Genomic DNA, 25,122 nt, shown 5'->3' on the forward strand with positions numbered 1-25,122 from the left:
TCGGCGGAAGGGGATAGCTGTGCTCACCACGCTCGAGCGGGTCTTGGACTTTCAGCTCACCTTCGTCGAACTCGTCTGCATCGCAGTGATCTTGGCAGTGCCGTACCTGGCGATCGGCATTGCCTGGGCCAGTACGCACAGCGCGCATTTCGAGCAGCTGCAGGGGTTCGACCTGACAGCGTCGGTGCTCGGGTCGATCCTGTTGTGGCCGGTGCTCGGCTTCACCGGCTGCTTGGCGTGAGTCCCGGATGCTCACCCTGGTGCGCCGGCTGATGCACTATCCGATCAGCATCGGGGCGCTCGTCGAGGTCGCGCTGTTGTGCGCAATCCCGTATCTGATCGTCGGCGCAATCGTCGCGGGCACCTACGGTGAGGGTCTGCGCCAGTCGCAGGTCGAGCAGGGCACCGACGGGTTGATCGCGCTGATGGCAACGATCATCTCCTGGCCGGTGCTGCTGTTCGCCCACTCCTGCACGCTGTGACGGGGCGACCGGATCGAGCTGATACGAGCGTGCGCAGATCCGGCGCTGGCATCGGCGTGTCGACCGGCGACACGCACGTTCGCGCGAAAAGCGGCCGGGCTAGGGTAAAGCCATGCGGGTAGGAGTGCTGGGGGCCAAAGGCAAAGTCGGTGCGACGATGGTGGAGGCGGTCCAGGCCGCCGACGACCTGAAGTTGTCCGCCGAAGTGGACGCCGACGAGTCGCTGAGCCTGCTGACCGACAGCCAAACCGAGGTCGTCATCGACTTCACCCATCCTGATGTCGTGATGGACAACCTGAAGTTTCTGATAGACAACGGGATTCATGCTGTTGTTGGCACCACCGGCTTCACCGACGAGCGACTCCAACAGGTCCGGTCGTGGCTGGCCGCCAAACCGGGCACCGCGGCGATTGTCGCACCCAACTTTGCGATCGGAGCGGTGCTGAGCATGCATTTCGCCCAGCAGGCCGCACCGTTCTATGACTCGGTCGAAGTCATCGAACTGCATCACCCGCACAAAGCCGATGCGCCGTCGGGCACTGCTGCGCGCACCGCCGGACTGATCGCGCAGGCACGAAAAGGCTTGCCGCCCAACCCCGATGCCACCAGCACCAGCATGCCCGGAGCCCGCGGCGCGGACGTCGACGGTGTCCCGGTGCATTCGGTGCGGCTGGCCGGACTGGTCGCTCACCAGGAAGTGTTGTTCGGCACCGCGGGAGAAACCTTGACCATCCGCCACGACAGCATCGACCGCACTTCGTTTGTGCCGGGTGTGCTGTTGGCGGTCCGCCGCGTCGCCGAACGCCCGGGTCTGACAATCGGCATTGAATCGCTACTCAACTTGCAATGACCAACACCGTGCGCGTGCAGCTGTTGATCGCGTTCATGTGCGCGGCGCTGCTGGCCTACCTCGCGCTACTGGCCCGCACCGCGGTAGTGATGATCAGCTCCGGCCGTGCCGCCGCCATCGGCCTGGGGGTCGCGCTGTTGATCTTGCCCGCCATCGGATTGTGGGCGATGATCGCCACCTTGCGCGCCGGGTTCGCACATCAGAAGCTGGCCCGGCTCATCGCCGAGGACGGACTGGAACTCGACGTCAGCGCGCTACCGCGGCGGCCGTCCGGGCGTATCGAGCGCAACGCCGCCGACGCGCTGTTCGAAACGGTCCGCACCGAATTGCACGATGACCCCGACAACTGGCGGCGCTGGTACCGGCTGGCCCGCGCCTACGACTACGCCGGTGACCGCGGGCGCGCCCGGGAGGCCATGAAGAAGGCCGTCGAGCTGCAGGGGCGCCAGTGAGCAAGATGCTGCTGATCGTCCACCACACGCCGTCGCCGCACTGCCAGGAGATGTTCGAGGCCGTGCTGGCGGGCGCCACTGATCCCGAGATCGAGGGCGTCGAGGTTGTGCGGAGGCCGGCGCTCGCGGTCTCGCCGACCGACATGTTGGAGGCCGACGGCTACCTGTTGGGTAGCCCGGCCAACCTCGGCTACATGAGCGGCGCGCTCAAACACGCCTTCGATGTCTGCTACTACCCGATCCTGGACGCCACCGGTGGGCGACCGTATGGGCTGTACCTGCACGGCAACCAGGGCACCGAAGGGGCCGAGCGTGGTGTCGACTCCATCACCACGGGGCTTAGCTGGGTAAAAGTCGCTGAGACCGTGGTGGTTTCGGGGAAGCCCACCAAAGACGACCTTGAAGCGTGCTGGAACCTCGGCGCGACCGTCGCTGCCCAGCTGATGGCTTAGTTGGCTGTCGTGCACCGCCGAGATCCAATGGCGGCGCTGAAACGCGTCGGATCAAACGACGCGAGTGCTGTACTGGTGTTCGGTGACCGCAAAAAGAACCAACGATGATGGCCTATGAAAACAACCCGGAAGAAAGCAGTGATGACTTCAGTGAGCGCGGTGACTGAGATTCCACGTGACCACAACCCCTCCCCGACGACGGGGGTCTCCCGCGACTCACACGGCGTCCCGCGCTATGACGAGTTACCGGCCACGCTGCTGGACATGCTTGCCGAGCATGTCCAAACCCGGCCCGATAGCGAGGCGCTGGTCGAGGTGGGCTCCGATCGGTTGACCTACCGGCAGTTGTGGGATCGCGCGGCCCGGGTGGCCGGCGGGCTGCGGGCCGGTGGGCTGCAGCGAGGTGACCGCGTCGCACTGCGTTATCCCGCGGGCATCAATTGGGTGCTCGCGTTCTGGGGCACGGTGATGGCCGGCGGGGTGGCAGTGCCGGTGAACACCCGGTCGGCCCAGCCGGAGGTCGATTTCGTTGTGTCCGACGCCGGCGCCCAGCTGGATATGGCCGACACCCCGTTGCCCGACGGTGATCCCTATGTGGTCGACGGGCTCGAGCGCGGTGACGTCGCGGCGATCTTCTACACCTCGGGAACCACCGGACGGCCCAAAGGTGTACCGACGACTCACGAGGCCTTCCTGACCAACGCCGAGAACATGATCCGATGCCTGGGGCAACCGCGCGATCTCGGTGAGGATTTGCGCACGCTGATTTCGGTGCCGCTGTTTCACGTGACCGGCTGCAACTCCCAACTGCTGTTCGCCGGGTATGTCGGCGGGGCGTCGGTCATCATGCCCGCGCTGAACCTGACCGAGCTGGTCACGGTGCTTTCGGCCGAGCGCATCTCATCCCTGGTGACCGTGCCGGCCGTGTACGCATTGCTGTTGCGGCACAGTGACTTCGCGGCATCGGATGTCTCCAGCGTCCGTTGGGTCGGTTACGGGGGCGCGCCGATCGCGCCGTCGTTGGTCAGGTCGGTGAAGCAGGCGTTTCCGCAGGCCACCGTGTTCAACGGGTACGGCATGACCGAAACCGCCTCGCTGATGACCGTGCTGCCCGACGAAGACGCCGTCGAGCACGCCGACTCGGTCGGGTATGCAGTGCCCTCGGTTGACCTCGGCGTGGTCCGCTATGGCGATGACCCGGCCGTGGGTGAGTTGGTCGCACGCGGCGCCAACGTGACGGTCGGCTACTGGGACCGGCCGGACGCCACCGCGGCCACGATCGTCGACGGCTGGCTGCACACCGGTGATGTAGTCCGGGTTGACGATGCGGGCCGAGTGCACATCGTCGACCGGCTCAAGGACATCATCAACCGCGGGGGCGAGAACGTCTCCAGCGTCGAAGTCGAGGCGGTCCTGCTGTCGGCTCCCGGCGTCGCCGACGCCTGCGTGTTGGCGGTGCCCGACGAGGTCATGGGTGAAAAGGTCGGCGCCGTGTTGTTCGGCGAGCGGATCGACGTGGCGGCGGTGCTGGACTACTGCCGCGGACAGCTTGCCGACTTCAAGATTCCGCAATACGTGGCGGTGGCCGGCGAGCCACTGCCGCGCAATCCGGGCGGCAAGCTCCTCAAGGGCCAGTTGCGCGAACATGTGCAGTGGGGCGCTGCACTGCGATGACCTTGCTGATCGCCAACCGCGGCGAAATTGCGCTTCGGATCATCCGCACCGCAACCGAATTGGGTATCGGAACCGTCGCGGTCTATGCCGAAGACGATGCCGACAGCCCGCATGTGCATGCCGCAGACGAAGCGATCGGACTGTCCGGCAGCGGCCCCGCAGCCTACCTGGATCACGCCGCGATCCTGGCGGCGGCCAAGCAGTCCGGTGCTGCGCTGATTCACCCCGGCTACGGGTTCCTCAGTGAGAACGCCGAATTCGCGCGTGCATGCGCTGCAGCAGGGTGCGCCTTCGTGGGCCCCGATGCCGACCTGCTGGAGTTGTTCGGCAACAAGTCCGCAGCCCGCAGCGCCGCGGCCGCGGCCGGGATCCCGGTGCTGGCCGGCACCGATGGGCCCAGCAGCCTGGACGACATTCGTCGCTTCTTCGCTGCCCACGACGAAGCGATAGTGATCAAGGCCTTGGCCGGCGGCGGCGGCCGGGGAATGCGGATCGTACGCCGCGGAGAGGACATCGACGACGCGTATCGCCGCTGCGCTGCAGAGGCGCAACTCGGCTTCGGCAACCCGGCGGTGTTCGCCGAGGCGTTGTTCGACGACGCCCGCCACATCGAAGTACAGATCGCGGCGACACCGGACCACGCACTCGCACTGGGGGACCGGGATTGCAGTATCCAGCGGCGCTACCAGAAGCTCGTCGAAATTGCGCCGGCGCAGGGCATTTCAACGTCACTTCGAAGCGCGCTGCACTGCGCCGCAGCGCGGCTGTGCGCCCAGGTCGGTTACCGCGGGCTGGCTACGGTCGAATTCCTGGTCACCGGCGACCAGTTCGTGTTCCTCGAGGTCAACCCGCGCCTGCAGGTTGAGCACACCGTCACCGAGGAAGTCACCGGGATCGACTTGGTCGCGCTGCAGCTGGCAATCGCAGGCGGCGCGGCGCTCGTCGAACTCGAATTGCCGGCCGGTATCGACGGAGTCGACGTGGTGGCCGAACCTGCTGCGGCTCGCGGCATCGCGATCCAAACCCGGATCAACATGGAGACTTTTGCACCCGACGGGTCGGTGCTGCCGGCGGCCGGCACTCTGTCGGTGTTTTCGCCGCCTAGTGGGCCCGGGGTGCGTGTCGACACCTACGGTCGTCCCGGGCTGACCGCGAGCCCGGCCTACGACTCGCTGCTGGCCAAAGTGATCACCCATGTGCACGGATCGTTTTTCGCTGCGGCACTGCGCAAAGCACAGACGGCGCTGGACGAATTCTGCATTGACGGCATCCGCACCAACATCGCATTCCTGCGGGAGTTGCTGGCCGACAGCCAAATACAGGCCGGTGTAGTGACGACGGGTTTCGTCGACGAGAAGCTGCCTGCGCTGGCGGGAGCCATCATCCGTCAACCCCAAACTCCGACTGCGCCGCTCGAGTTGTACCCCGGTGAAGAGGCGCTGCGGGCACATCTCGCCGGCACCGTCGTGGAGATCGCACCCGAAGGCGCGGACTTGGCCGCCGGCGCGCAGGTGGTGGTACTGGAAGCGATGAAGATGCAGCACGTGCTCACCGCACCGGATGCGGTGCGCACCGTGCGCAACCTGGTGGCGCCCGGTCAGGTCGTGGGCACCGGAGACCCGTTGGTGGTTTTCAGCCGCACTGCCGCGGGTGCCGAAGGGCAAGCGGCGGCTGAACTCGACCTGGACCGCGCCCGCGGCGATCTCGACGAGGTCCGCAGCCGCCACCTGCTCACCCTCGATGAGGGTCGGCCCGCAGCGGTGGCCAAACGGCACAGCCAGAATCGCCGCACCGCCCGGGAAAACATCACCGACCTGGTGGATCCGGGCAGCTTCGTCGAATACGGCGCGTTAGCGGTTGCAGCGCAACGCAGCCGGCGATCCGAGGACGATCTGATCGCCAATACGCCCGCCGACGGTTTGGTTGCCGGTTTGGCCATGATCGGCGGGGGCGAGGCAGTGGTGGTGTCCTATGACTACACCGTGCTCGCCGGCACCCAGGGCATGCGCAATCACGCGAAGACCGACCGCGTCTTCGATGTGGCTGCCCGCAAGCGCATTCCGGTGGTGTTGTTCGCCGAGGGCGGCGGCGGTCGGCCCGGTGACACCGATGTGGCCAACATCGCCGGCCTGGACGTGCCGACCTTCCGCGCGCTCGGCGCGCTGAGCGGCCAGGTGCCGCTGGTGTCCATCGTGTCGGGGCGCTGCTTCGCCGGCAACGCCGCGCTGGCCGGAACCTGCGACGTGATCATCGCGACCCCGGACGCCAACCTCGGCATGGGCGGCCCGGCGATGATCGAAGGCGGCGGACTCGGCGTGTACCGGCCGGAGGACATCGGACCGATCGACGTGCAGCGGCGCAACGGCGTGGTCGGACTGGCGGCCCGGGACGAGGCGCATGCGGTAGCACTGGCCAAGCAGTATCTGTCCTACTTTCAGGGCGGCGTCGACGGCTGGGCGGCGCCGGACCCGCGCCTGGCCCGACACGTGGTGCCGGAGAACCGGTTACGAGCTTACGACGTGCGCCGGGCCATCGAATCCGTTGTCGACGTGGGTTCGGTGCTGGAGGTGCGGCCGGACTATGGGGTCGGGGTGGTCACCGCGCTGGTGCGTGTCGAGGGCGCACCATTCGGGCTGCTGGCGAACAGCAGCCATCATCTAGGCGGCGCCATCGACGCGGAGGCGGCCGACAAGATCGCCGACTTTTTGATCGTGTGCGAATCGTTTGGCCTGCCGGTAATCTCGCTCTGCGATACGCCGGGGTTCATGGTTGGGCCGGACGCGGAAAAGGAAGCCGCGGTGCGGCGGTTCAGCCGGCTGTTCGTCCACGGCGCACGTTTGACCGTCCCGTTTGGAATGATCATCCTGCGCAAAGGCTATGGGTTGGGAGCGATGGCGATGGCAGGCGGATCATTCCATGCGCCGGAGTTCACCGTGGCCTGGCCGACCGGCGAGATCGGCGGGATGGGGTTGGAAGGCGCGGTGCGGTTGGGTTTCAGCAAGGAACTGGCGGCCGTCGCCGATCCAACCGAGCGTCAGAACTTGTTCGACAAACTCGTCGAGGCTGCTTATCAACACGGCAAAGCGCTCACGTCGGCCACCACCTTTGAGCTCGACGACGTGATCGACCCGGCGGATTCGCGGGCATGGATCATGAGATTGGTCCGCCGTTGACGGCCACTGGGCCCCATCTGGTATGGCTGGCCACGACCGCTCATCGACCAGACGACACGACGGCTGGTGGGATACCACATTCCTGCTGATTACGCCAGCGTGTTACGGGTCTGTGTTACGATGCCGTGTATGGCCGAGACGCTGACGATTCGACTCGACGCTGAGGATCGGGCGGTGCTCGAGGCGGCAGCCCGTAGGCAAGGCAAGGGACTGAGTGCGTTCATTCGAGAGCTCGCCGAAGCCGCGGCGCGACAGGTGCGGCGGGAGACGATTCGGGCCGATGGGGATCGAGTGATGGCTCACCTGGCCAAGCACCCCGAAGCACGAAACGAACTCGATGCGCTCGGGACGCCGCTGACCGAGCTCCCGTGAGTCGGCACGCGGCCGGCAGCATCGTGGTAGTCGATTGGCGGGGCGGTGCATTGCCGCACGAGCCCAGCAGGGTGCGTCCCGCAGTCGTCGTCGAGGACCATGAGTTATTTCCGGACGAGTACCCGAACGTGCTGGTAGTTCCGTTGACCCGCGATGAGGGGTTGGCGCATGGGTCGTTCGCCGAGCGCATCGAACCGACTGTCGAAAACGGAGCCGATGCGACGTGTTGGGCGTTAGCCCATCACGTCACCAGCGTGTCGCTGGGGCGTGTCAACCCGACCAAGTCGCGGATTACTGCGGTGCAGTTGGCGAGTATCCGCGAACGCATCATGGTCGCGATAGGCGCCGCCTGACGCCATCACATCAATCTGGCGCAATTGTGGCCCGTAACTAGAAGGATTGTGCGTGTGAAGGTTGACCACAAGGTCGCGATCGTCACCGGCGGTGGCGGCGGAATCGGCGGCGCGCTGGCGGCAAAGCTGGCGCAACAGGGCGCGCGGGTCGTCGTCGCGGATTTGGATCCGGCTGCCGCGGCGGGGGTCGTTGGACAGATCAACGCCGAGCGCTCGGGCGCGGCCGTCGGCGCGGGTGCAGACGTCTCCGACGTCACCGAGATCCGCAAGCTGATCGCACTGGCCCAAGGCGAATTCGGGCCGGTGGATTTGTATTTCGCGAACGCGGGCATTACCGGCGCTCCGGGGCTGGACCTCAGCGAGGACGACTGGGACCGGTCCATCGACGTCAATCTGCGTGCGCACATCCGCGCAGCCCAACTGCTGATACCCGAGTGGATCGAACGCGGTGAGGGTTACTTCGTCAGCACCGCGTCAGCGGCGGGGCTGCTCACCCAACTCGGCTCGGCCGCCTACTCGGTCACCAAACACGCTGCCATCGGATTCGCCGAATGGCTGAACATCACCTACGGCGACCAAGGGGTGCGGGTGAGTTGTCTGTGCCCGATGGGCGTGAACACCAAGCTGCTGTACTCCGGCGAGCAATCCGGCGACCCGCTCGGGGATCTCGCTACCCGGGCGGTGACGACCGCCGGTGACGTGCTGGAGCCGTCCGCCGTCGCCGACAGCGTGCTGACGGCCATCGACGAGGAACGGTTTTTGATCCTTCCGCACCCGCAGGTGCTGGACATGTACCGCCAGAAGGGCACCGACTACGACCGCTGGCTGCATGGCATGCGCCGTTACCAGCGCAGCCTCCAGAGGGAATCGCGATGACCGATCTCACCGGCAAAACCGCGATCGTCACCGGCGCGTCGCGCGGAATCGGGCTCGCCATCGCGCAGCGGCTGGCCGATGCCGGCGCGAACGTCGTGCTCACTTCTCGCAAGCAGGAAAGCGCAGAGGCAGCAGCCGCACAGGTTGGCGCTAACGCCGTCGGGGTCGCGGCCCACGCTGTCGACGAAGACGCGGCGCGTCACTGCGTGGAGCTGGCGCTCGACCGCTTCGGCAGCATCGACATTCTGGTCAACAACGCCGGAACCAATCCCGCCTACGGCCCGCTGATCAACCAGGACCACGCCCGCTTCGTCAAGGTCTTCGACGTCAACCTGTGGGCGCCGCTGCTGTGGACGTCGCTTGTGGTCAAGCAATGGATGGGCGAGCATCACGGGGCGGTGGTGAACACCGCGTCCATCGGCGGGCTGCATTACGCGCCGAACATGGGCATGTACAACGCCACCAAGGCCGCGCTGATCCACGTGACCAAGCAACTGGCGCTGGAGCTTTCGCCGCGGATCCGGGTCAATGCGGTTTGCCCCGGCGTGGTCCGCACCCGGCTGGCCGAGGCGCTATGGAAGGACCATGAAGACGCCTTATCGGCGTCGACTCCGTTGGGACGCGTTGGCGAGCCGGTCGACGTGGCCGCGGCGGTCGCATTCCTGGTGTCGGATGAGGCGAGTTGGATCACCGGCGAGACCATGGTGATCGACGGGGGCACGCTGCTCGGCAACGCGCAGGCGTTTCGTGGCTAACGTATTGGGCGTCGATCCGGCGGCGATCGCGGACTGGTTACCGGAACTCGCGATCGATTTCCGTCCGCCGCTGAGCTTCGAGCGAATCGGGCTGGGACAGTCGAATTTGACCTATCGCGTGCACGACGCCCGTGGCGATCGCAGCTGGGTGCTGCGCCGCCCGCCGCTGGGGACGTTGTTGGCGTCGGCGCACGACGTCGCCCGCGAGGCGCGGATCCTGTCGGCGCTGCAGGACACCGCGGTGCCGACGCCGGCGGTGTACGGCCTGACTCGGGATCTCGATGGTGTTCCGCTGCTGTTGATGGAATTTGTCGACGGCTTGGTGCTGGACCGGATGCCGGTCGCGGAATCGCTGACGCCGCAGCGTCGCAGACAGATTGGGCTGTCAATGGCCAAGACGCTGGCCAAGATCCACGCGGTCGACATCGAGCAGGTCGGCCTCGACGACCTGGCCAGCCACAAGCCGTATGCGCAGCGGCAACTCAAGCGGTGGGCCGGACAGTGGGAGCTGTCGAAGACCCGGGAGCTGCCCGATCTCGACGACCTGACTCAACGGTTGATCGCCGCGGCGCCCGAGCAGCAGGAATTGACCTTGGTGCACGGCGACTTTCATCTGCGCAACGTCATCACATCGCACGAGACCGGGGACGTCGTGGCCGTCGTCGACTGGGAACTGTCCACCCTCGGCGATCCGCTGGCCGACATGGGCAGCCTGCTGGCGTATTGGCCGGAATTAGCTGCGGAGGACCCCACCGGCGCGTTTTCCGCCGCTGCGCTTGACGGGTTCCCGGACCGCGCCGAGATGGCACAGGTATATCTTGCCGAAAACGGCCGCGACGCAACGACACTGAAGTACTGGCATGCGCTGGGCCTGTGGAAGGTTGCCGTCATTGCCGAGGGCGTGATGCGCCGCGCCATGGACGAGCCGCGGAATAAGGCCGCCTCCGGCACCCCGACCACCGGACGCATCGACGCGCTCGTGCGCAGGGCCCGCGAAGTGGCCGACGACGCCGGCATCTGAAAATTGGTCAAGCGCGCGAGACGCGACGGGCCACCTCGCCATAGCGCTCGACGCGGCCCGGATCGGTCAGCGCGTTGTACAGCACGAGCCGGGTCGCGACGTCGGCGTACTTGTCGGTCAACGCGTCGGCCAGCCCGTCCCACGTCGACTCGGTGGCGAAGGCGGCGATGTGCTCGTCGCTGATCTGCGCGGCCATGCCGGCGAAGTCGCCGGCCTTCTGCTTCTCCCGGATCCGGGCGGTGGTGCCCTCGAATCCGGCCTCGTCCCAGATGAACGCGTAATTGGGCGTGCTTCCGTAGAAGGCCATGCTGACGCGCACGCGTTCGCGCTCGGCGGCCCGCTCTTCGTCGCTGTCGCCGACGATCGTCAGCACCGGCACGATCACGGCGACATCCGATGCGCTGCGCCCCGCTTTCGCCGCCCCGGCGGCAATGTTCGGCACGGCGTGCCGGGTCAGGTAGCCGGGCTCGGCGATCGGATGGATGTGCACCCCGTCGGCGACTTCGCCGGCCATTCGCAGCATCCACGGATTCACCGCCGCGATATCCACTTTGGGATCGGGCGCCTCGATGGGTCCGGCGCTCCACTGGGGAGTGATGAAGTCGAGGTTGTAGAACTCGCCGTGGTGATCGAGGGTTCCGCTGCGAAACGCCGAGAAGCATGCTTTCACGGCGCGCACATAGTCGCGCAGCCGTGGGCCGGGCCGCTCGAAGGCCACGCCGTAGCGCCGCACCACGTGCGTGCGCACCTGAGTGCCCAGACCCAGCCGAAACCTCCCACCCGTTGCCTCCTGAAGCTCCCAGGCCGCAGCGGCCGTCACGAAGGGACTGCGCGGGAAGGCCACCGCCACGCCCGTGGACAGCTCGAGGCCGGGTGCGGCCTGCGCGGCCATGGCCGCGTTGAGATAGGCCGTGCGGCCCGTCTCGGTGAACAGCAGACCGGAGAACCCCGCCGATTGGGTTCGCCGGGCGAGCTCCCCGGTCTGGAGCAACGGGACCGGGCTCGTCATCGCGTCGACGTGCATCTGCGCCGACTATTTGGCCAGCTTGGCGCCGAAGAAGTCCCGCATCGCGGTCCAATGCCGTTCGGCGGCGTCGGCGTCGTACGGCGGGTTGTCCGGGACCGCGAAGCCATGCTCAGCCGGATAGGTCTCGATGGTGTGCTCGACGCCGGCCGCGGTCAGCGCCTTATCGAGTTGCTCGGCCTGCTGTGGTGTAAACGAGCCGTCGTTCTTGGCGCCGGCCACGTACACGGCCCCCTGGATCTGGTCGGCCAGCAGGTGTGGGCTCTCGGGGCTGTCGGTCACCAGGCCGCCACCATGAAACGACGCCGCCGCAGCGACCCGTTCCGGTTGGCGACCGGCCACCACCACCGACGTGCGTCCGCCCATGCAGTAGCCGCAGACACCGAAGCGGTTGTCGCTGACCTCCGGGCGGCCGGCCAGGTAGTCGAAGAAGGCCTCGGCGTCGATCGCCATCTTCAGTGGCGTGACGGTACCGATCATCGACATCAGGCGCCCGCGCTCATTCTTGTCGCTGAACGCGGTGGACATGTCGAATGGAGCCCAGTCGCCGGAGCGGTAGTAGACGTCGGGCAGCAGCACCGCGTAACCGAAGCCGGCCAGCTTGGCGGCCATCTCGTAGAAGGTGTCCCGCACACCGCCGGCGTCGGGGTACATGACCACACCGGGCCAGGGACCCTCGCCCTCGGGTGTGTAGAGCCAGATCGGGCAGGTGCCGTCTTGCGTGGCGACGGTGTCGGTGATATTCGGCATGGCTACCGTTCTACTCGCCGCGATCGTGGCTAGTTCATCGGCGTCGACCCGCCGCGCCCGGCTTCGCCGCGCTTGCGATCGCCGCTAGGCTCAGGGGCGTGTCGATCGCTACACCGTACGAGGATTTGCTGCGCCTGGTACTCGAGCGCGGCACACCGAAAGCCGATCGCACCGGCACCGGCACCCGCAGCCTGTTCGGCCACCAGATGCGCTACGACCTGTCAGCCGGCTTCCCGCTGATCACCACCAAAAAGGTGCACCTCAAATCGGTGATCTACGAACTGCTGTGGTTTTTGCGCGGCGACTCCAACATCGCCTGGCTACACGAGCACGGCGTCACCATCTGGGACGAATGGGCCTCGCAGACAGGCGATCTCGGCCCGGTGTACGGCGTGCAATGGCGATCCTGGCCCACCACCTCCGGTGCGCACATCGACCAGATCAGCGCGGCGCTGGAGTTGCTGCGCACCGATCCGGACTCGCGACGCATCATCGTGTCGGCCTGGAACGTCGGCGACATCCCGCAGATGGCGCTGGCGCCGTGTCACGCGTTGTTCCAGTTCTACGTGGCCGACCGGAAACTGAGCTGCCAGCTCTACCAGCGCAGCGCCGACCTGTTCCTGGGCGTGCCGTTCAACATCGCCGGCTACGCGCTGCTGACCCACATGATGGCCGCCCAGGCCGGTCTTGGCGTCGGCGAATTCGTCTGGACCGGCGGCGACTGTCACATCTATGACAACCATCTCGAGCAGGTCACCGAGCAATTGCGACGCGAACCTCGGCCGTATCCCGAACTTGTTCTCGGACCGCAAGATTCGATCTTCGACTACACCTACGACGACGTCGTCGTTAAGAACTACGACCCGCACCCGGCGATCAAAGCCCCCGTCGCCGTATGACACACCTGAGCTTGATCTGGGCTCAGTCGACTTCGGGGGTCATCGGCCGCGGCGGCGGCATTCCGTGGCAGCTGCCGGAAGACCAGGCCCACTTCAAACAACTCACCATGGGCCACACCGTGGTGATGGGCCGGCTGACCTGGGAGTCGCTGCCGGAGCGGTTCCGGCCGCTGCCGGGGCGCAGAAATGTCGTACTGACCCGCCAGACTGACTTCATGGCTGACGGCGCCGAGGTGGTCGGCACCCTGGAACAAGCACTGACCGGCTCCGAGACCTGGGTGATCGGCGGCGAACAGATCTATGCGCTCGCGATGCCGCGGGCCCGCCGATGTGAGGTCACCGAGATCGAGATCGACCTGCCCCGCGACGACGGCGACGTGCTGGCCCCGGTGCTCGACGAGACCTGGATGGGTACGGCGGGGGAATGGCTCACCAGTGGGTCCGGGCTGCGCTACCGGCTGCATACCTACCTGCGATAATGCGCACGTTGACGGTGGCGCAGGCCCGCCGGATAGCGGTCGCCGCGCAAGGGTTCGCCGACGCCACCCCCACGGGTTCGATCACCCGCGGGCATCTGCGGCGCGTGATTTCCCGCATTCAGGTGCTGCAACTGGATTCGGTGTCGGTTGCCGTGCGGGCCCACTACGCCCCGGTATTCAGCCGGCTCGGGCCCTACGACCGTGAGGTGCTGGACCGCGCGGCATGGAGCCATTCGGTCCGAACACCCCGGCTGCTGGTCGAGTACTGGGCACACGAGGCGGCGCTGATGGCCGTCGACGATTGGCCGCTGTTGCGCTGGCGGATGCGCCGGTACCGGCACGGCCGCTGGGGTTCCCACATCGTCAAGGACAATCCGCGACTGGCCGACGACATCGTCGCCGCCGTCGCACATCTGGGCCCGTCGACCGCCGGACAGATCGAGGCTCATCTGGCCGCGGAACCGCGTAAAGCCAAGGGGGCCTGGTGGAATCGCAGCGACACCAAGTGGGTCGCGGAAGCGTTGTTCGCCTCCGGGGTACTGACCACCGCCACCCGGGTCGGCTTCGCCCGCCACTACGACCTGACCGAGAACGTGCTGCCGGCCGAGGTACTGGCGCGTCGGGTGGACGACGACGAGGCCATCCGTGAGCTGGTGCTGCGGTCCGCCACCGCGCTTGGCGTCGGCACCGAAGCCGATATCCGCGACTATTTCCGGTTGGCCGCGAACCAGGTCAAGCCGGCCATTGCCGAGCTTGTCGCCGATGGCGAGCTGGAACGCGTCGACGTCGACGGGTGGCCTGCCTCGGCCTATCTGCGGGCTGGGCAAACGATTCCGCGGCGGGATCGCGGTACTGCGCTGCTGTGCCCGTTCGACCCGCTGATCTTCTTCCGGCCAAGGGTGCAGCGGCTGTTTGGTTTTCACTACCGCATCGAGATTTACACGCCGGCTAACCAGCGCCGGTACGGCTATTACGTATGGCCGTTTCTGCTCGACGGCGAACTGGTCGGGCGAGTCGACCTCAAGGCGGACCGCGGCCGGGATGCGCTGCAGGTCGTCGGCGCCTTCGTCGAGGACGGCCGGTCACCGTCGCGCGTAGCCGAAATGCTGGCTGCCGAGCTGGAGTCGATGGCGTCCTGGCTGGGGTTGGGCAACATCGCGGTGAGCAGTCACGGCAATTTGGCGACCCAGCTCAAGACGTCGGCATGATGCGCGCGCAGGCAACCCAAGCCGGGCGACGCGGCGGCTCGCCACTGCGCGGCCGGCGCTAGGGTGAGCGCCGTGGCCGAGACGGCGCCGCTGCGCGTGCAATTGATCGCCAAGACCGAGTTCTTGGCGCCGCCCGAGGTGCCATGGAGCACCGACGCCGACGGCGGCCAGGCGCTGGTCGAGTTCGCCGGCCGGGCCTGCTACCAGAGCTGGTCAAAGCCCAACCCCAAGACCGCGACCAACGCCGGCTACCTCAACCACATCATCGACGTCGGGCATTTCTCGGTGCTCGAGCACGCCAGCGTGTCCTTCTACATCACTGGCATCTCCCGATCGTGCACCCACGAGCTGATCCGGCACCGGCACTTCTCCTACTCGCAGCTGTCGCAGCGCTACGTGCCGGAAAAGAACTCACAGGTGGTGATCCCGCCGGGCATCGAAGACGACCCGGAGCTGCAGCAAATCCTGGCCCAGGCCGCCGACGCCAGCCGGGCCACCTACACCGAACTGCTGGCCAAACTGGAAGCAAAGTTCGCTGACCAGCCCAATGCTGTCCTGCGGCGCAAGCAGGCCCGCCAAGCCGCCCGCGCCGTGCTGCCCAGCGCCACCGAAACCCGCATCGTGGTCACCGGCAATTACCGGGCCTGGCGCCACTTCGTCGCGGTGCGAGCCAGCGAGCACGCCGATGTGGAGATCCGGCGGCTGGCCATCGCCTGCCTGCGCCAACTCGCCGAGGTCGCGCCGACCGTCTTCGCCGACTTCCAGATCGCCACGCTGGCCGACGGGACAGAGGTCGCGACCAGTCCGCTGGCCACTGAAGCTTGAACCCGCGGGTAATCTGGGACCGTGAATACTGCCGGCTTCGACGCGCGGACGCGCCTGGGCACCGTCCTGACCGCGATGGTGACGCCGTTCGGTTCGGACGGCTCGGTGGACACCGTAGCGGCGGCGCGGCTGGCCAACCACCTCGTCGACGCCGGTTGTGACGGTCTGGTGCTGTCCGGCACCACGGGTGAGTCGCCGACCACCGCCGACTACGAGAAGCTCACGCTGCTGCGGGCGGTGTTGGAGGCGGTCGGGGATCGTGCCCGTGTCATCGCCGGCGCAGGGAGCAACGACACCGAACATAGTGTTCGACTGGCCGAGGCCTGCGCGGGCGTGGGCGCCCACGGGCTACTGGTCGTCACGCCGTATTACTCCAGGCCGTCGCAGGACGGGCTGTTGGCGCACTTCACCGCGGTCGCCGATGCCACCGCGTTGCCGGTCCTGCTCTACGACATCCCGCCGCGGTCGGTGGTGCCGATCCAGCCCGACACCATCCGCGCCTTGGCATCTCACCCCAATATCGTCGGGATCAAAGACGCCAAGGGTGATTTGCATGCCGGCGCGCAGCTGATGGCCGAAACCGGACTGGCCTACTACTCGGGCGACGATGTGCTGAACCTGCCGTGGCTGGCGATGGGCGCGACCGGCTTCATCAGCGTGATCTCCCACTTCGCGGCAGGGCAACTGCGAGACTTGTTGACTGCCTTCCAATCCGGAGATGTGGCGACCGCCCGCAAGATCAACGTCGCGCTCGGTCCGCTCTGCGATGCGATGAGCCGGCTGGGTGGGGTGACGATGTCCAAGACAGGGCTGCGGTTGCAGGGTATCGACGTCGGTGACCCCCGGTTGCCGCAAGTGCCGGCCAGCCCTGAGCAAGTCGAGCGGTTGGCTGCCGATATGCACGCGGCCTCGGTGCTCAGGTGACTCCCAAGTGGATGTAGACCTTTCGCCGCCAGGACCTTTGACCACTGGCGGATTGCGAGTTACTGCGCTGGGCGGGATCAGCGAAATCGGCCGCAACATGACGGTTTTCGAGCATCTAGGCCGACTGCTGATCATCGACTGCGGAGTCATGTTTCCCACCCACGACGAGCCCGCCGTCGACCTGATCCTGCCGGACCTGCGGCATATCGAAGACCGACTCGACGACGTCGAAGCGCTGGTGCTGACCCACGCGCACGAAGACCACATCGGCGCAATCCCGTTCCTGCTCAAGCAGCGCCCCGACATTCCGGTCGTCGGCTCGAAGTTCACGTTGGCCCTGGTCGCCGCGAAATGTCGTGAACACCAGCTCAAACCGGTCTTCATCGAGGTTGCCGAAGGCATGCGCAGCACGCATGGGGTGTTCGAGTGCGAGTACTTCGCGGTCAACCACTCGATTCCCGATGCGCTGGCGATCGCGGTGCGCACGGGCGCGGGAACCGTTTTGCACACCGGCGACATCAAGCTCGACCAGTTGCCGCTCGACGGGCGGCCCACCGATCTGCCCGGTATGTCACGGCTCGGTGCCGACGGGGTGGATCTGTTTCTGTGTGACTCGACCAACGCCGAAATTCCCGGGGTCGGGCCGTCGGAAAGCGAGGTCGGCCCGACGCTGCACCGGTTGATCCGCGGTGCCGAGGGCCGGGTGATCGTGGCGTGTTTCGCCTCCAATGTGGACCGGGTGCAGCAGATCATCGACGCGGCGGTGGCATTGGGCCGGCGGGTGTCGTTCGTCGGGCGTTCCATGGTCCGCAACATGGGCATCGCCCGCGAGCTCGGATTTCTGCGGGTGGACGACTCGGACCTGGTCGACATCGGGGCCGCGGAAATGATGCCGCCCGAACGGGTGGTGCTGATCACCACCGGCACCCAGGGCGAGCCGATGTCGGCGCTGTCGCGAATGTCGCGCGGCGAGCACCGCAGCATCACGCTCAACGCTGACGACCTGATCATCCTGTCGTCGTCGCTGATACCCGGTAACGAAGAAGCCGTGTACGGCGTCATCGACGCCCTGTCCAAAATCGGCGCTCGAGTTGTCACCAACCAGCAAGTGCGGGTGCATGTTTCGGGGCACGCGTACGCGGGTGAGCTGTTGTTCCTCTACAACGGGGTGAGGCCTCGCCAGGTCATGCCGGTACACGGGACCTGGCGGATGCTGCGCGCCAACGCCGCGCTGGCCGCTCGCACCGGGGTGCCCGAGGAGTCGATCCTGTTGGCCGAGAACGGTGTGAGCGTCGACCTTGTTGCCGGCAAAGCCGCCATCGCCGGTGCGGTGCCGGTCGGCAAGATGTTCGTCGACGGGCTGATCACCGGCGACGTCGGCGACATCACCCTTGGTGAACGGCTCATCCTCTCATCGGGTTTCATCGCCGTCACCGTCGTAGTGCGCCGCGGCACCGGTCAGCCCGCGGCTCTGCCGCACCTGTATTCACGCGGCTTCTCCGAAGACCCCAAGGCGCTGGAGCCTGCGGTGCGCAAGGTCGAGGCGGAACTGGAATCGCTGACGGCCGAGAACGTCACCGATCCGGCCCGGATCGCCCAGGCGGTGCGGCGCACGGTCGGCAAATGGGTGGGCGAAACCTACCGTCGCCAGCCGATGATCGTGCCGACGGTGCTGGAAATCTAAGCCGCTGCCTTTCAGATTGCGTCTAGGGTCGTGAATTTCGCCGGATCACGACCCTGAACGCAATCTCAACGCTTCTCGGCGTACACCGACCACTCGATCTGCGATGCGGTGAGATTACGACCGGTCGGCTCGACATAACGCTGGACCAGCTGTTCAGGCCCTACCTGCTCGATCAGCCGCCAGCCGAACTGGTCGAGAAATGGCGCCACCTCGTCGGGGTGCAGCCCGAAGTGCCACAGTCGGCGACGTTGCCGAACCTTGCGGTACAACGACTTTGCGCCGTACAAGTTGGTGCCGTCGATGAAATCGCGCCGAACATAGGTGAATGCCAACCGACTACCCGATGCGACGGCTCGCAGTCCCGCCAGCGTGGCATGCACGGCGTCGGCGGTGAGGTACTGCGTCACGCCCTCCCAGATGAAAAACGTCCGATGGTCGGCTCGGTATCCGAGCCCGGCCAAGACCGTGAGCAGGTCATCGTGCTCGAAATCCACTGGCACCAAACGGACCGAGCCCGGTTGCCCGCCCAGCACCCGCTGCACGGCGGCCGCCTTGCGGGCGATGTTGACCGGCTGGTCGACCTCGAAGATCGGGATGGGGGTGTGTTGCGCCAGATGATAGGCGCGAGTGTCCAATCCGGCGCCGAGCACGACCACGGTGTCGATACCGTCCAGCGCCTCGTCGAGCTTGTCGGTGATGTAGTGCTTACGGCAGGCGAGGTTGGTCCACAGTCCCGGGCCGCCCCGTTCCATGCCGGCCATCAGCAGCCGCCGCAGCGGCGCCGGGCGTAGCGCGGTGACCAGCCACCGCGTAGGTGCCGGCAGGAACCGGGCCGCCAGGTCGTCGTGGACCAACCGCTTCCCCGGTGGTTCGTGCTGTTCGATGGCCGCCAGCGCGATCGGGCCGAAAGCGGTCTGGGCCGCCGGATTTCGCGCCATCGCTAGCGCTTGTTCACAAAGCCCGCGTCGACCGGCAGCGTGATCCCGGTGATGTAGCGGGCCTGGTCGGAAACCAGCCAGGCCACCGCGTTGGCGATGTCATCGGCCTGCAGCACCTGCACGGGCAACGCGTTGCCCATGTCGGGGGGAGAACCGGACTCGGCGACCAGATCAGCCAACCATTGGCGGGTGAATTCGTTGTTGATCATCGGTGTGTCGACACCGGCCGGGTGCACCGAGTTGACCCGAATGCTATGCGGTGCAAGGTGGTTGGCGTAGACGCGCATCAGGCCGACCAGGCCGTGCTTGGCGGCGGCGTAACCGATGGAGCCGGCGTCGGCGCTGCCGATCCCCGAAAGCCCCGCGGCCGAACTGATCAAGACGATCGACCCGCCGTCGCCCTGGGAGATCATCGTCGGTATCGCGACTTCCACGGTGTGATGAACTCCGGTGAGGTTGACGTCGATGACGTCGCGCCAGCCGTCGGCGCCGGCCTGCATCGGTGCGATACCGGCGTTGGCAATCACGATGTCCAGCCGGCCGAGATCATCGAGGCCCGCCTGCAGCGCGGCGGCCAGCGAGTCGCGTTCGCGCACATCGCCCTGACGGGCCACGATGCGGGCTCCGGTGTCCTCGACGAGCTTGACGGTGTCGGCCAGATCGTCGGCGGTGGCCAGCGGATACGGCACGCTCGAAATCCGATCGCACAGGTCGACCGCGATGATGTCGGCGCCGTCGGCGGCCAGCCGCACGGCGTGGGCGCGGCCCTGGCCGCGTGCGGCGCCGGTGATCAGCGCGACTTTGCCGGCGAGCGGGCGGCCCATCAGGGACGTAGCTGACCCTTGGATGGGTCACCGGCGACGACCGGTTGCAGCATCTTGATGTCGGGCGCACCGGCCAGATGCTCGCCGGCATCTTTGAACATCGTCGTCACCGCCGGCGCGGTGCTGTGAGCTTTGAGCGCGTCGCCGTCAGCCCATTGCTCGACAAACACGAAGGTTTCGCCCGATTCGTGCAGGGAGTACAGCTGACAGCCCTGTTCGCCGTGCACGTCTTGGACCGCGCGGGTGAGGATGTCGCGCACGGTGTCGACCGACTCCGGCTTGACGGTGAGGGTGGCGACGACGACGACGGGCATGCGGGGACTCCTCACTGAGTGCACATTGGACAGGCGTCAACCCTACTCAGGCGGCGTCCACCCAGATGGTCAGGGCTGCGACCGCGATCGCAAAGACCGCAAGCCCGATCGTGTCGAGGGCGCTCAGTCGCAGCGACACCGTCTTTCCCACACGAAGTTCGCGGGCGATCAGAAACAGCGGGAAGGTCACGCTGATGGCGACCGCGGCGCCGCCGACGACATAGAGCCAGACGAACTTGACGTCGTGCTTACGTGCCTCTACGACCATGAGAACGGCGGCGGCAAGAAAGAACAGCAAGATGTCGACCGTCAGCGACCTCGACGCCGCCGTGGTTTTGGTGTCGTCGAGAAAAGCCGTCAGAAAGCGCGATGGTTGGTCAAAGTAGGCCACATTTTGACTCCAGGTGGCCACCAATGCGGCGGCCGCGATGACGGCATAGACGCCGCAGCGGATCTTGCTCGCCGTCGGCAGGTCCGCTTGATGAGCACTGGTTTCAGCCATTGCGCGATGGTAAAGCTCTCGACCGGCCAAATCGACACCGTTCTGTGACCCGTGTGGCAGATGGTGAATATGGGGCGCTTGCGACTAGGCTTGGGCCTATGGCTAGTAAGACTGCCGCGCGATCGCGTGCCCGAACGAGCAGGTCAAAGGCCGGATCACGGGCAGGAGCCCGACCTGCCCGCCCGGCGGCACCACGTCGCAAGCCAGCGACGCAGCGTCATCCGTCGCATGTCGCGTCCGCCGGAGCAACCGTGGGGCGGGCGGTGCGCGCGACGTGGCTGATGTTGGCCAAAGGCGCCGGCACCACTGCCCGCTCGGTCGGCCGGGCCCGCGAAATCGACCCAGGGCATCGCCGCGACGGCATCGCGCTGGCGCTGCTGGCGCTTGCCGTCGTCATCGCCGCCAGCTCGTGGTTCGATGCAGCCCGCCCGGTGGGAGCCTGGGTCGACTCGGTGTTGCGGACGTTCATCGGATCGGCCGTCGTGGTGCTGCCGGTGGTCACTGCCGCGGTGGCGGTGCTGTTGATGCGTACTGAGGCAGACCCGGACGCCCGGCCGCGACTGGTGCTCGGCTCGGCAATGGTTGCGCTGCCGGTGCTGGGACTGTGGCATCTGTGGGCGGGCTCGCCAAGTGCGCCGGAGGCACGCCAGCACGCGGCGGGTTTTATCGGGTTCGCCATCGGGGGACCGCTCTCGGACGGCTTGAGCAAGTGGATCGCCGCACCGCTGTTGTTCATCGCGGCACTGTTCGGACTATTGCTGTTGACCGGCACCACGATCCGCGAGGTGCCCGACACGGTGCGCGCCATGTTCGGCACCCGGATGTTCGGCTACGACTACCCGGATGAATCCGAGCACGACGAGCCGGAAGCCGAAGATGCTGCGCCAGAGGACTTTTCCGACGGCTACTACGACGACCCGGCGGGCTACGGCGACGACGAACCGCAGGCGTGGCCATCCCGAGACCAGTCCGTCGCCGCCGACGACACCCCAACCGTTCCGGAGCCTGCCGTCGCGCGCAGCCGTCGCAAAACCAAACGCGAACCGCAGGTCACCGACCGGGTCGTCGAGGGGCCGTACACGCTGCCCCCATTGAGTCTGCTGATCGCCGGCGACCCGCCGAAGCGGCGCAGCGCCGCCAACGAGCAGATGGTCGACGCGATCACGTCGGTGCTGCAGCAGTTCAAGGTCGATGCGGCGGTGACCGGCTGCACCCGCGGACCCACCGTCACCCGCTACGAGGTCGAACTCGGCCCGGGCGTGAAGGTCGAGAAAATCACTGCGCTGCACCGCAATATCGCTTACGCGGTGGCCACCGAGAGTGTCCGGATGCTGGCCCCGATCCCCGGTAAATCCGCGGTCGGCATCGAGGTGCCCAACACCGACCGGGAGATGGTGCGACTGGCCGATGTGCTCACCGCACGAGAGACCCGTGGCGACCACCATCCGCTGGTGATCGGCCTGGGCAAGGACATCGAAGGCGACTTCATCAGCGCCAACCTGGCCAAGATGCCGCACCTGCTGGTGGCCGGCTCCACCGGGTCGGGTAAGTCCAGCTTCGTCAACTCCATGTTGGTGTCGTTGCTGGCGCGGGCCACGCCCGAGGAGGTCAGGATGATCCTGATCGACCCGAAGATGGTGGAACTCACGCCCTACGAAGGCATTCCGCACCTGATCACCCCGATCATCACCCAGCCCAAGAAGGCGGCCGCCGCGCTGGCCTGGCTGGTCGAGGAGATGGAGCAGCGCTACCAGGACATGCAGGCTTCCCGAGTGCGCCACATCGACGACTTCAACGAGAAGGTGCGCTCCGGAGCCATCACCGCGCCGCTGGGCAGCCAACGCGAGTACCGGCCCTACCCGTATGTGGTGGCCATCGTCGACGAGTTGGCCGATTTGATGATGACCGCTCCGCGCGACGTCGAGGACGCGATCGTGCGGATCACCCAGAAGGCCCGCGCGGCCGGTATCCATCTGGTGCTGGCCACCCAGCGCCCGTCGGTTGACGTGGTCACCGGCCTGATCAAGACCAACGTGCCGTCGCGGCTGGCGTTCGCGACGTCGTCGCTCACTGACTCCCGGGTGATCCTGGACCAGGCGGGTGCCGAAAAACTGATCGGGATGGGCGACGGGCTGTTCCTGCCGATGGGGGCGGGGAAACCGCTCCGCCTGCAGGGGGCGTTCATCACCGACGAGGAGATCCACGCCGTCGTCACCGCCTGCAAGGACCAAGCCGAACCCGAGTACACCGACGGCGTCACCACCGCCAAGCCCACCGGGGAACGCAAGGATGTCGACCCGGACATCGGCGATGACATGGACGTGTTCCTGCAGGCCGTCGAGCTGGTGGTGTCCAGTCAATTCGGTTCCACCTCGATGCTGCAGCGCAAACTGCGGGTCGGCTTCGCCAAGGCCGGCCGGTTGATGGACCTGATGGAGACCCGCGGCATCGTCGGACCGTCTGAGGGCTCCAAGGCCCGAGAGGTCCTGGTCAAACCCGACGAGCTGGCTGCGACGTTGACGTCGATCCGGGGCGGCGACAGCGACGCCGGGGACGCCGACTGACGCCGAGCGTGAACCCAGTTTCACGCTCGGCGGCTAGAGCACCAGCAGCATGCGGGTGTTGCCCAGGATGTTGGGCTTGACGTAGCTCAGGTCGAGGAACTCGGCGACGCCGATGTCATACGAGCGGCACATCTCCTCGTAGACCTCGGCGGTCACCGGGGTGCCGTCGATCTCGGCGAATCCGTGCCGGCTGAAGAATTCGGTCTCGAAGGTCAACACGAACAGCCGGTGCAACTGCAGGTCGCGGGCCACCTCGAGCAGTCGATCGACGATCGCATGGCCGATACCCCGGCCGGTCATGCTCGGGTCGACCGCGACCGTGCGCACCTCCCCGAGGTCCGACCACAAGACGTGTAGCGCTCCGCAGCCGACGACCTCGTCCTCGTGTTCGGCCACCCAGAACTCCTGGACGGCCTCGTACAGCGTCACCAGGTTCTTTTCCAGCAGAATCTTGCCGGCGTAGGTGTCTACCAGTCGCTTGATCGCCGGGACATCGGAGGCTCGTGCGCGCCGGACGGCCGGCCGGTAGGCGCGTGGACCGCCGACTGCGTTCACGGGTGCAGAGTATCGGTTTCGGCCCAGCGGCGATCGCAAGCGCGGCGGAGCGGGGCGCAGGGGGTCGCCGCCATTCGGCTCAGCCAAGGTCAACCGATATTCTGATGCCGTGACGGGGCAGCCTCAAACCGGTCCGATGGTCCGGCGTGTCCGCGTCACCAACCTCGCCAACATGCTCACGCTGCTGCGTCTGGTGTTGGTTCCGGTCTTCCTGTTGGCACTGTTCGCCGGGGACGGACACGAAACCCCCAGTCGCATCGTGGCTTTCGTGATTTTCACGGTAGCGGTCATCACCGATCGGTTCGACGGCGCACTGGCCCGCAACTACGGGATGGTGACCGAGTTCGGCACGATGGCCGACCCGATTGCCGACAAGACCCTTATCGGTGCGGCACTGATCGGGTTGGCGATGCTCGGCGACCTGCCGTGGTGGGTCACCGTGCTGATCCTGGTGCGCGAGGTCGGCATCACCGTGCTGCGGTTCGCCGTGCTGCGCCGCGGCGTCATTCCCGCCAGTCGCGGCGGCAAGCTCAAGACACTCGTGCAGGCGGTGGCCATCGGATTGTTCGTGCTGCCGTTGTCCGGATCATGGCTGGTCCTGGCGACGGTGGTGATGGCGATTGCCATCGTGCTGACCGTGGTCACCGGGGTGGACTACGTCGCCTCCGCTGTACGAGATGTTCGGGGACGGTCTGCGCCCTGACGTAATAGGCCTGTGCACGGGGAACCAATGCCGACCGGCGTGGCGTTGACCTAGATGACCAGTGTCAATCTGCGTGACCAAGGAGTGCACAATGCCGTCATTGTTGCGTGAGGTCATCGGCGACGTGCTGCGCCGGGCCCGGACTTCACAAGGCCGCACCCTGCGCGAAGTTTCCGACGTCGCCCGGGTCAGCCTGGGATATCTGTCCGAGGTCGAGCGCGGCCGCAAAGAAGCGTCCAGCGAGTTACTCAGCGCCATCTGCGACGCGCTGGACGTGTCGCTGTCGGACCTGCTGGTCAGCGCCGGTGAGAGGCTGGCCCGCCAAGAACACACCACACCCAGCGCCGCCAACATCGACGCCGCCACCAAGGTCGTCATCCCGCCGGTGGTCTCGCTGGCCATCGCCTGAGCGCAGCGATCCGGCCGACATTGTCGAGCGTCTGCGCGCCAAGGGTGTGGCCATCGGCGC

Annotated in this window: 28 protein-coding genes; 21 read left to right on the forward strand and 7 right to left on the reverse strand. The window is 66.6% G+C overall.

The genetic code is table 11. From position 1 onward, the window contains the following. Positions 1-19: 19 nt before the first annotated feature. The 12 genes from AC5Y42_RS07880 to AC5Y42_RS07935 all read left to right on the forward strand — a co-directional run bounded on the left by AC5Y42_RS07880 (position 20) and on the right by AC5Y42_RS07935 (position 10,460). Complete coding sequence (locus AC5Y42_RS07880) at positions 20-241, forward strand: hypothetical protein (protein ID WP_499897101.1); 222 nt, start codon at positions 20-22, stop codon at positions 239-241. 7 nt (positions 242-248) lie between these two features. Then, positions 249-482, forward strand: a complete 234-nt coding sequence (locus AC5Y42_RS07885; RefSeq protein ID WP_499897103.1) for a hypothetical protein — start codon at positions 249-251, stop codon at positions 480-482. Between the two features lie 112 nt (positions 483-594). After that, positions 595-1,332, forward strand: coding sequence for a 4-hydroxy-tetrahydrodipicolinate reductase (gene dapB, locus AC5Y42_RS07890; protein ID WP_499897105.1), 738 nt, complete (start codon positions 595-597; stop codon positions 1,330-1,332). Then, entirely contained in the window at positions 1,329-1,784 is a 456-nt protein-coding gene (locus AC5Y42_RS07895) for a tetratricopeptide repeat protein (protein WP_499897107.1), read from the forward strand. The genes dapB and AC5Y42_RS07895 overlap by 4 nt, the downstream gene beginning before the upstream one ends. Before the next feature lie 5 nt (positions 1,785-1,789). Further along, on the forward strand, positions 1,790-2,236 hold the full coding sequence (locus tag AC5Y42_RS07900; protein ID WP_499897559.1) for a flavodoxin family protein: 447 nt from the start codon (positions 1,790-1,792) through the stop codon (positions 2,234-2,236). Positions 2,237-2,395: 159 nt separating this feature from the next. Next, positions 2,396-3,910 carry a class I adenylate-forming enzyme family protein gene (locus tag AC5Y42_RS07905; protein WP_499897108.1) on the forward strand — a complete coding sequence of 505 codons (1,515 nt, stop codon included), beginning with the start codon at positions 2,396-2,398 and terminating at the stop codon, positions 3,908-3,910. Beyond that, positions 3,907-7,083 (forward strand): acetyl-CoA carboxylase family protein, encoded by a 3,177-nt coding sequence (locus AC5Y42_RS07910; RefSeq protein ID WP_499897110.1) that lies wholly within the window; start codon positions 3,907-3,909, stop codon positions 7,081-7,083. Before AC5Y42_RS07905 ends, AC5Y42_RS07910 begins: the two co-directional genes overlap by 4 nt. Positions 7,084-7,212: 129 nt before the next feature. Further along, the gene (locus tag AC5Y42_RS07915) at positions 7,213-7,455 is read left to right on the forward strand and encodes a ribbon-helix-helix protein, CopG family (RefSeq protein ID WP_499897111.1); all 243 of its coding nucleotides are present in this window, start codon (positions 7,213-7,215) and stop codon (positions 7,453-7,455) included. Further along, positions 7,452-7,808, forward strand: a complete 357-nt coding sequence (locus AC5Y42_RS07920) for a type II toxin-antitoxin system PemK/MazF family toxin (protein WP_499897112.1) — start codon at positions 7,452-7,454, stop codon at positions 7,806-7,808. The genes AC5Y42_RS07915 and AC5Y42_RS07920 overlap by 4 nt, the downstream gene beginning before the upstream one ends. A 54-nt stretch (positions 7,809-7,862) precedes the next feature. After that, a complete protein-coding gene (locus AC5Y42_RS07925; protein WP_499897114.1) occupies positions 7,863-8,684 on the forward strand; it encodes an SDR family oxidoreductase in 822 nt (273 codons plus the stop codon). Next, positions 8,675-9,439 (forward strand): SDR family oxidoreductase, encoded by a 765-nt coding sequence (locus tag AC5Y42_RS07930; RefSeq protein ID WP_499897561.1) that lies wholly within the window; start codon positions 8,675-8,677, stop codon positions 9,437-9,439. Before AC5Y42_RS07925 ends, AC5Y42_RS07930 begins: the two co-directional genes overlap by 10 nt. Then, entirely contained in the window at positions 9,432-10,460 is a 1,029-nt protein-coding gene (locus tag AC5Y42_RS07935; protein ID WP_499897115.1) for a phosphotransferase family protein, read from the forward strand. The genes AC5Y42_RS07930 and AC5Y42_RS07935 overlap by 8 nt, the downstream gene beginning before the upstream one ends. Before the next feature lie 7 nt (positions 10,461-10,467). On the opposite strand, the gene AC5Y42_RS07940 is transcribed toward AC5Y42_RS07935, so the two are convergent. Together AC5Y42_RS07940 and AC5Y42_RS07945 are read right to left on the reverse strand one after the other, a co-directional pair. Further along, positions 10,468-11,484, reverse strand: a complete 1,017-nt coding sequence (locus AC5Y42_RS07940; RefSeq protein ID WP_499897117.1) for a TIGR03617 family F420-dependent LLM class oxidoreductase — start codon at positions 11,482-11,484, stop codon at positions 10,468-10,470. Positions 11,485-11,493: 9 nt separating this feature from the next. Beyond that, on the reverse strand, positions 11,494-12,234 hold the full coding sequence (locus tag AC5Y42_RS07945) for a dienelactone hydrolase family protein (RefSeq protein ID WP_499897118.1): 741 nt from the start codon (positions 12,232-12,234) through the stop codon (positions 11,494-11,496). Between the two features lie 98 nt (positions 12,235-12,332). Between AC5Y42_RS07945 and AC5Y42_RS07950 the strand changes: the two genes are divergently transcribed. From AC5Y42_RS07950 to AC5Y42_RS07975, 6 genes are all read left to right on the forward strand, one after another. Further along, positions 12,333-13,133, forward strand: coding sequence for a thymidylate synthase (locus AC5Y42_RS07950; protein ID WP_499897119.1), 801 nt, complete (start codon positions 12,333-12,335; stop codon positions 13,131-13,133). Then, entirely contained in the window at positions 13,130-13,612 is a 483-nt protein-coding gene (locus AC5Y42_RS07955) for a dihydrofolate reductase (protein WP_499897120.1), read from the forward strand. Before AC5Y42_RS07950 ends, AC5Y42_RS07955 begins: the two co-directional genes overlap by 4 nt. Beyond that, positions 13,612-14,820 carry a winged helix-turn-helix domain-containing protein gene (locus AC5Y42_RS07960; RefSeq protein WP_499897122.1) on the forward strand — a complete coding sequence of 403 codons (1,209 nt, stop codon included), beginning with the start codon at positions 13,612-13,614 and terminating at the stop codon, positions 14,818-14,820. Before AC5Y42_RS07955 ends, AC5Y42_RS07960 begins: the two co-directional genes overlap by 1 nt. A gap of 72 nt (positions 14,821-14,892) precedes the next feature. Then, entirely contained in the window at positions 14,893-15,645 is a 753-nt protein-coding gene (gene thyX, locus AC5Y42_RS07965; protein WP_499897123.1) for an FAD-dependent thymidylate synthase, read from the forward strand. A 21-nt stretch (positions 15,646-15,666) separates the two neighbouring features. Then, positions 15,667-16,569 carry a 4-hydroxy-tetrahydrodipicolinate synthase gene (dapA, locus tag AC5Y42_RS07970; RefSeq protein ID WP_499897124.1) on the forward strand — a complete coding sequence of 301 codons (903 nt, stop codon included), beginning with the start codon at positions 15,667-15,669 and terminating at the stop codon, positions 16,567-16,569. Positions 16,570-16,576: 7 nt separating this feature from the next. Beyond that, complete coding sequence (locus AC5Y42_RS07975) at positions 16,577-18,253, forward strand: ribonuclease J (protein WP_499897125.1); 1,677 nt, start codon at positions 16,577-16,579, stop codon at positions 18,251-18,253. 65 nt (positions 18,254-18,318) lie between these two features. Here the strand turns inward: AC5Y42_RS07975 and AC5Y42_RS07980 are convergent, their stop codons facing one another. The 4 genes from AC5Y42_RS07980 to AC5Y42_RS07995 are packed head-to-tail and all read right to left on the reverse strand — an operon-like array spanning position 18,319 to position 20,861. Further along, positions 18,319-19,191, reverse strand: a complete 873-nt coding sequence (locus tag AC5Y42_RS07980) for an SAM-dependent methyltransferase (RefSeq protein ID WP_499897127.1) — start codon at positions 19,189-19,191, stop codon at positions 18,319-18,321. Between the two features lie 2 nt (positions 19,192-19,193). Then, complete coding sequence (locus AC5Y42_RS07985; protein ID WP_499897563.1) at positions 19,194-20,018, reverse strand: mycofactocin-coupled SDR family oxidoreductase; 825 nt, start codon at positions 20,016-20,018, stop codon at positions 19,194-19,196. After that, on the reverse strand, positions 20,015-20,329 hold the full coding sequence (locus tag AC5Y42_RS07990; protein ID WP_499897128.1) for a putative quinol monooxygenase: 315 nt from the start codon (positions 20,327-20,329) through the stop codon (positions 20,015-20,017). Before AC5Y42_RS07990 ends, AC5Y42_RS07985 begins: the two co-directional genes overlap by 4 nt. Before the next feature lie 46 nt (positions 20,330-20,375). Continuing rightward, positions 20,376-20,861, reverse strand: coding sequence for a DUF2834 domain-containing protein (locus tag AC5Y42_RS07995; protein ID WP_499897129.1), 486 nt, complete (start codon positions 20,859-20,861; stop codon positions 20,376-20,378). A gap of 68 nt (positions 20,862-20,929) precedes the next feature. On the opposite strand from AC5Y42_RS07995, the gene AC5Y42_RS08000 reads away from it, so the two are divergent. Next, positions 20,930-23,395: an FtsK/SpoIIIE family DNA translocase gene (locus AC5Y42_RS08000; RefSeq protein ID WP_499897130.1), complete on the forward strand. Its 2,466-nt coding sequence runs from the start codon at positions 20,930-20,932 to the stop codon at positions 23,393-23,395. 33 nt (positions 23,396-23,428) lie between these two features. On the opposite strand, the gene AC5Y42_RS08005 is transcribed toward AC5Y42_RS08000, so the two are convergent. Continuing rightward, positions 23,429-23,950, reverse strand: coding sequence for an amino-acid N-acetyltransferase (locus tag AC5Y42_RS08005; protein ID WP_499897131.1), 522 nt, complete (start codon positions 23,948-23,950; stop codon positions 23,429-23,431). A 109-nt stretch (positions 23,951-24,059) separates the two neighbouring features. On the opposite strand from AC5Y42_RS08005, the gene pgsA reads away from it, so the two are divergent. Both pgsA and clgR read left to right on the forward strand, forming a co-directional pair. Beyond that, complete coding sequence (pgsA, locus tag AC5Y42_RS08010; protein WP_499897132.1) at positions 24,060-24,653, forward strand: CDP-diacylglycerol--glycerol-3-phosphate 3-phosphatidyltransferase; 594 nt, start codon at positions 24,060-24,062, stop codon at positions 24,651-24,653. Between the two features lie 91 nt (positions 24,654-24,744). After that, positions 24,745-25,062: a transcriptional regulator ClgR gene (gene clgR / locus AC5Y42_RS08015; RefSeq protein ID WP_499897134.1), complete on the forward strand. Its 318-nt coding sequence runs from the start codon at positions 24,745-24,747 to the stop codon at positions 25,060-25,062. Positions 25,063-25,122: the final 60 nt, after the last annotated feature.

This window comes from Mycobacterium sp. NGS48 (assembly GCF_059812585.1).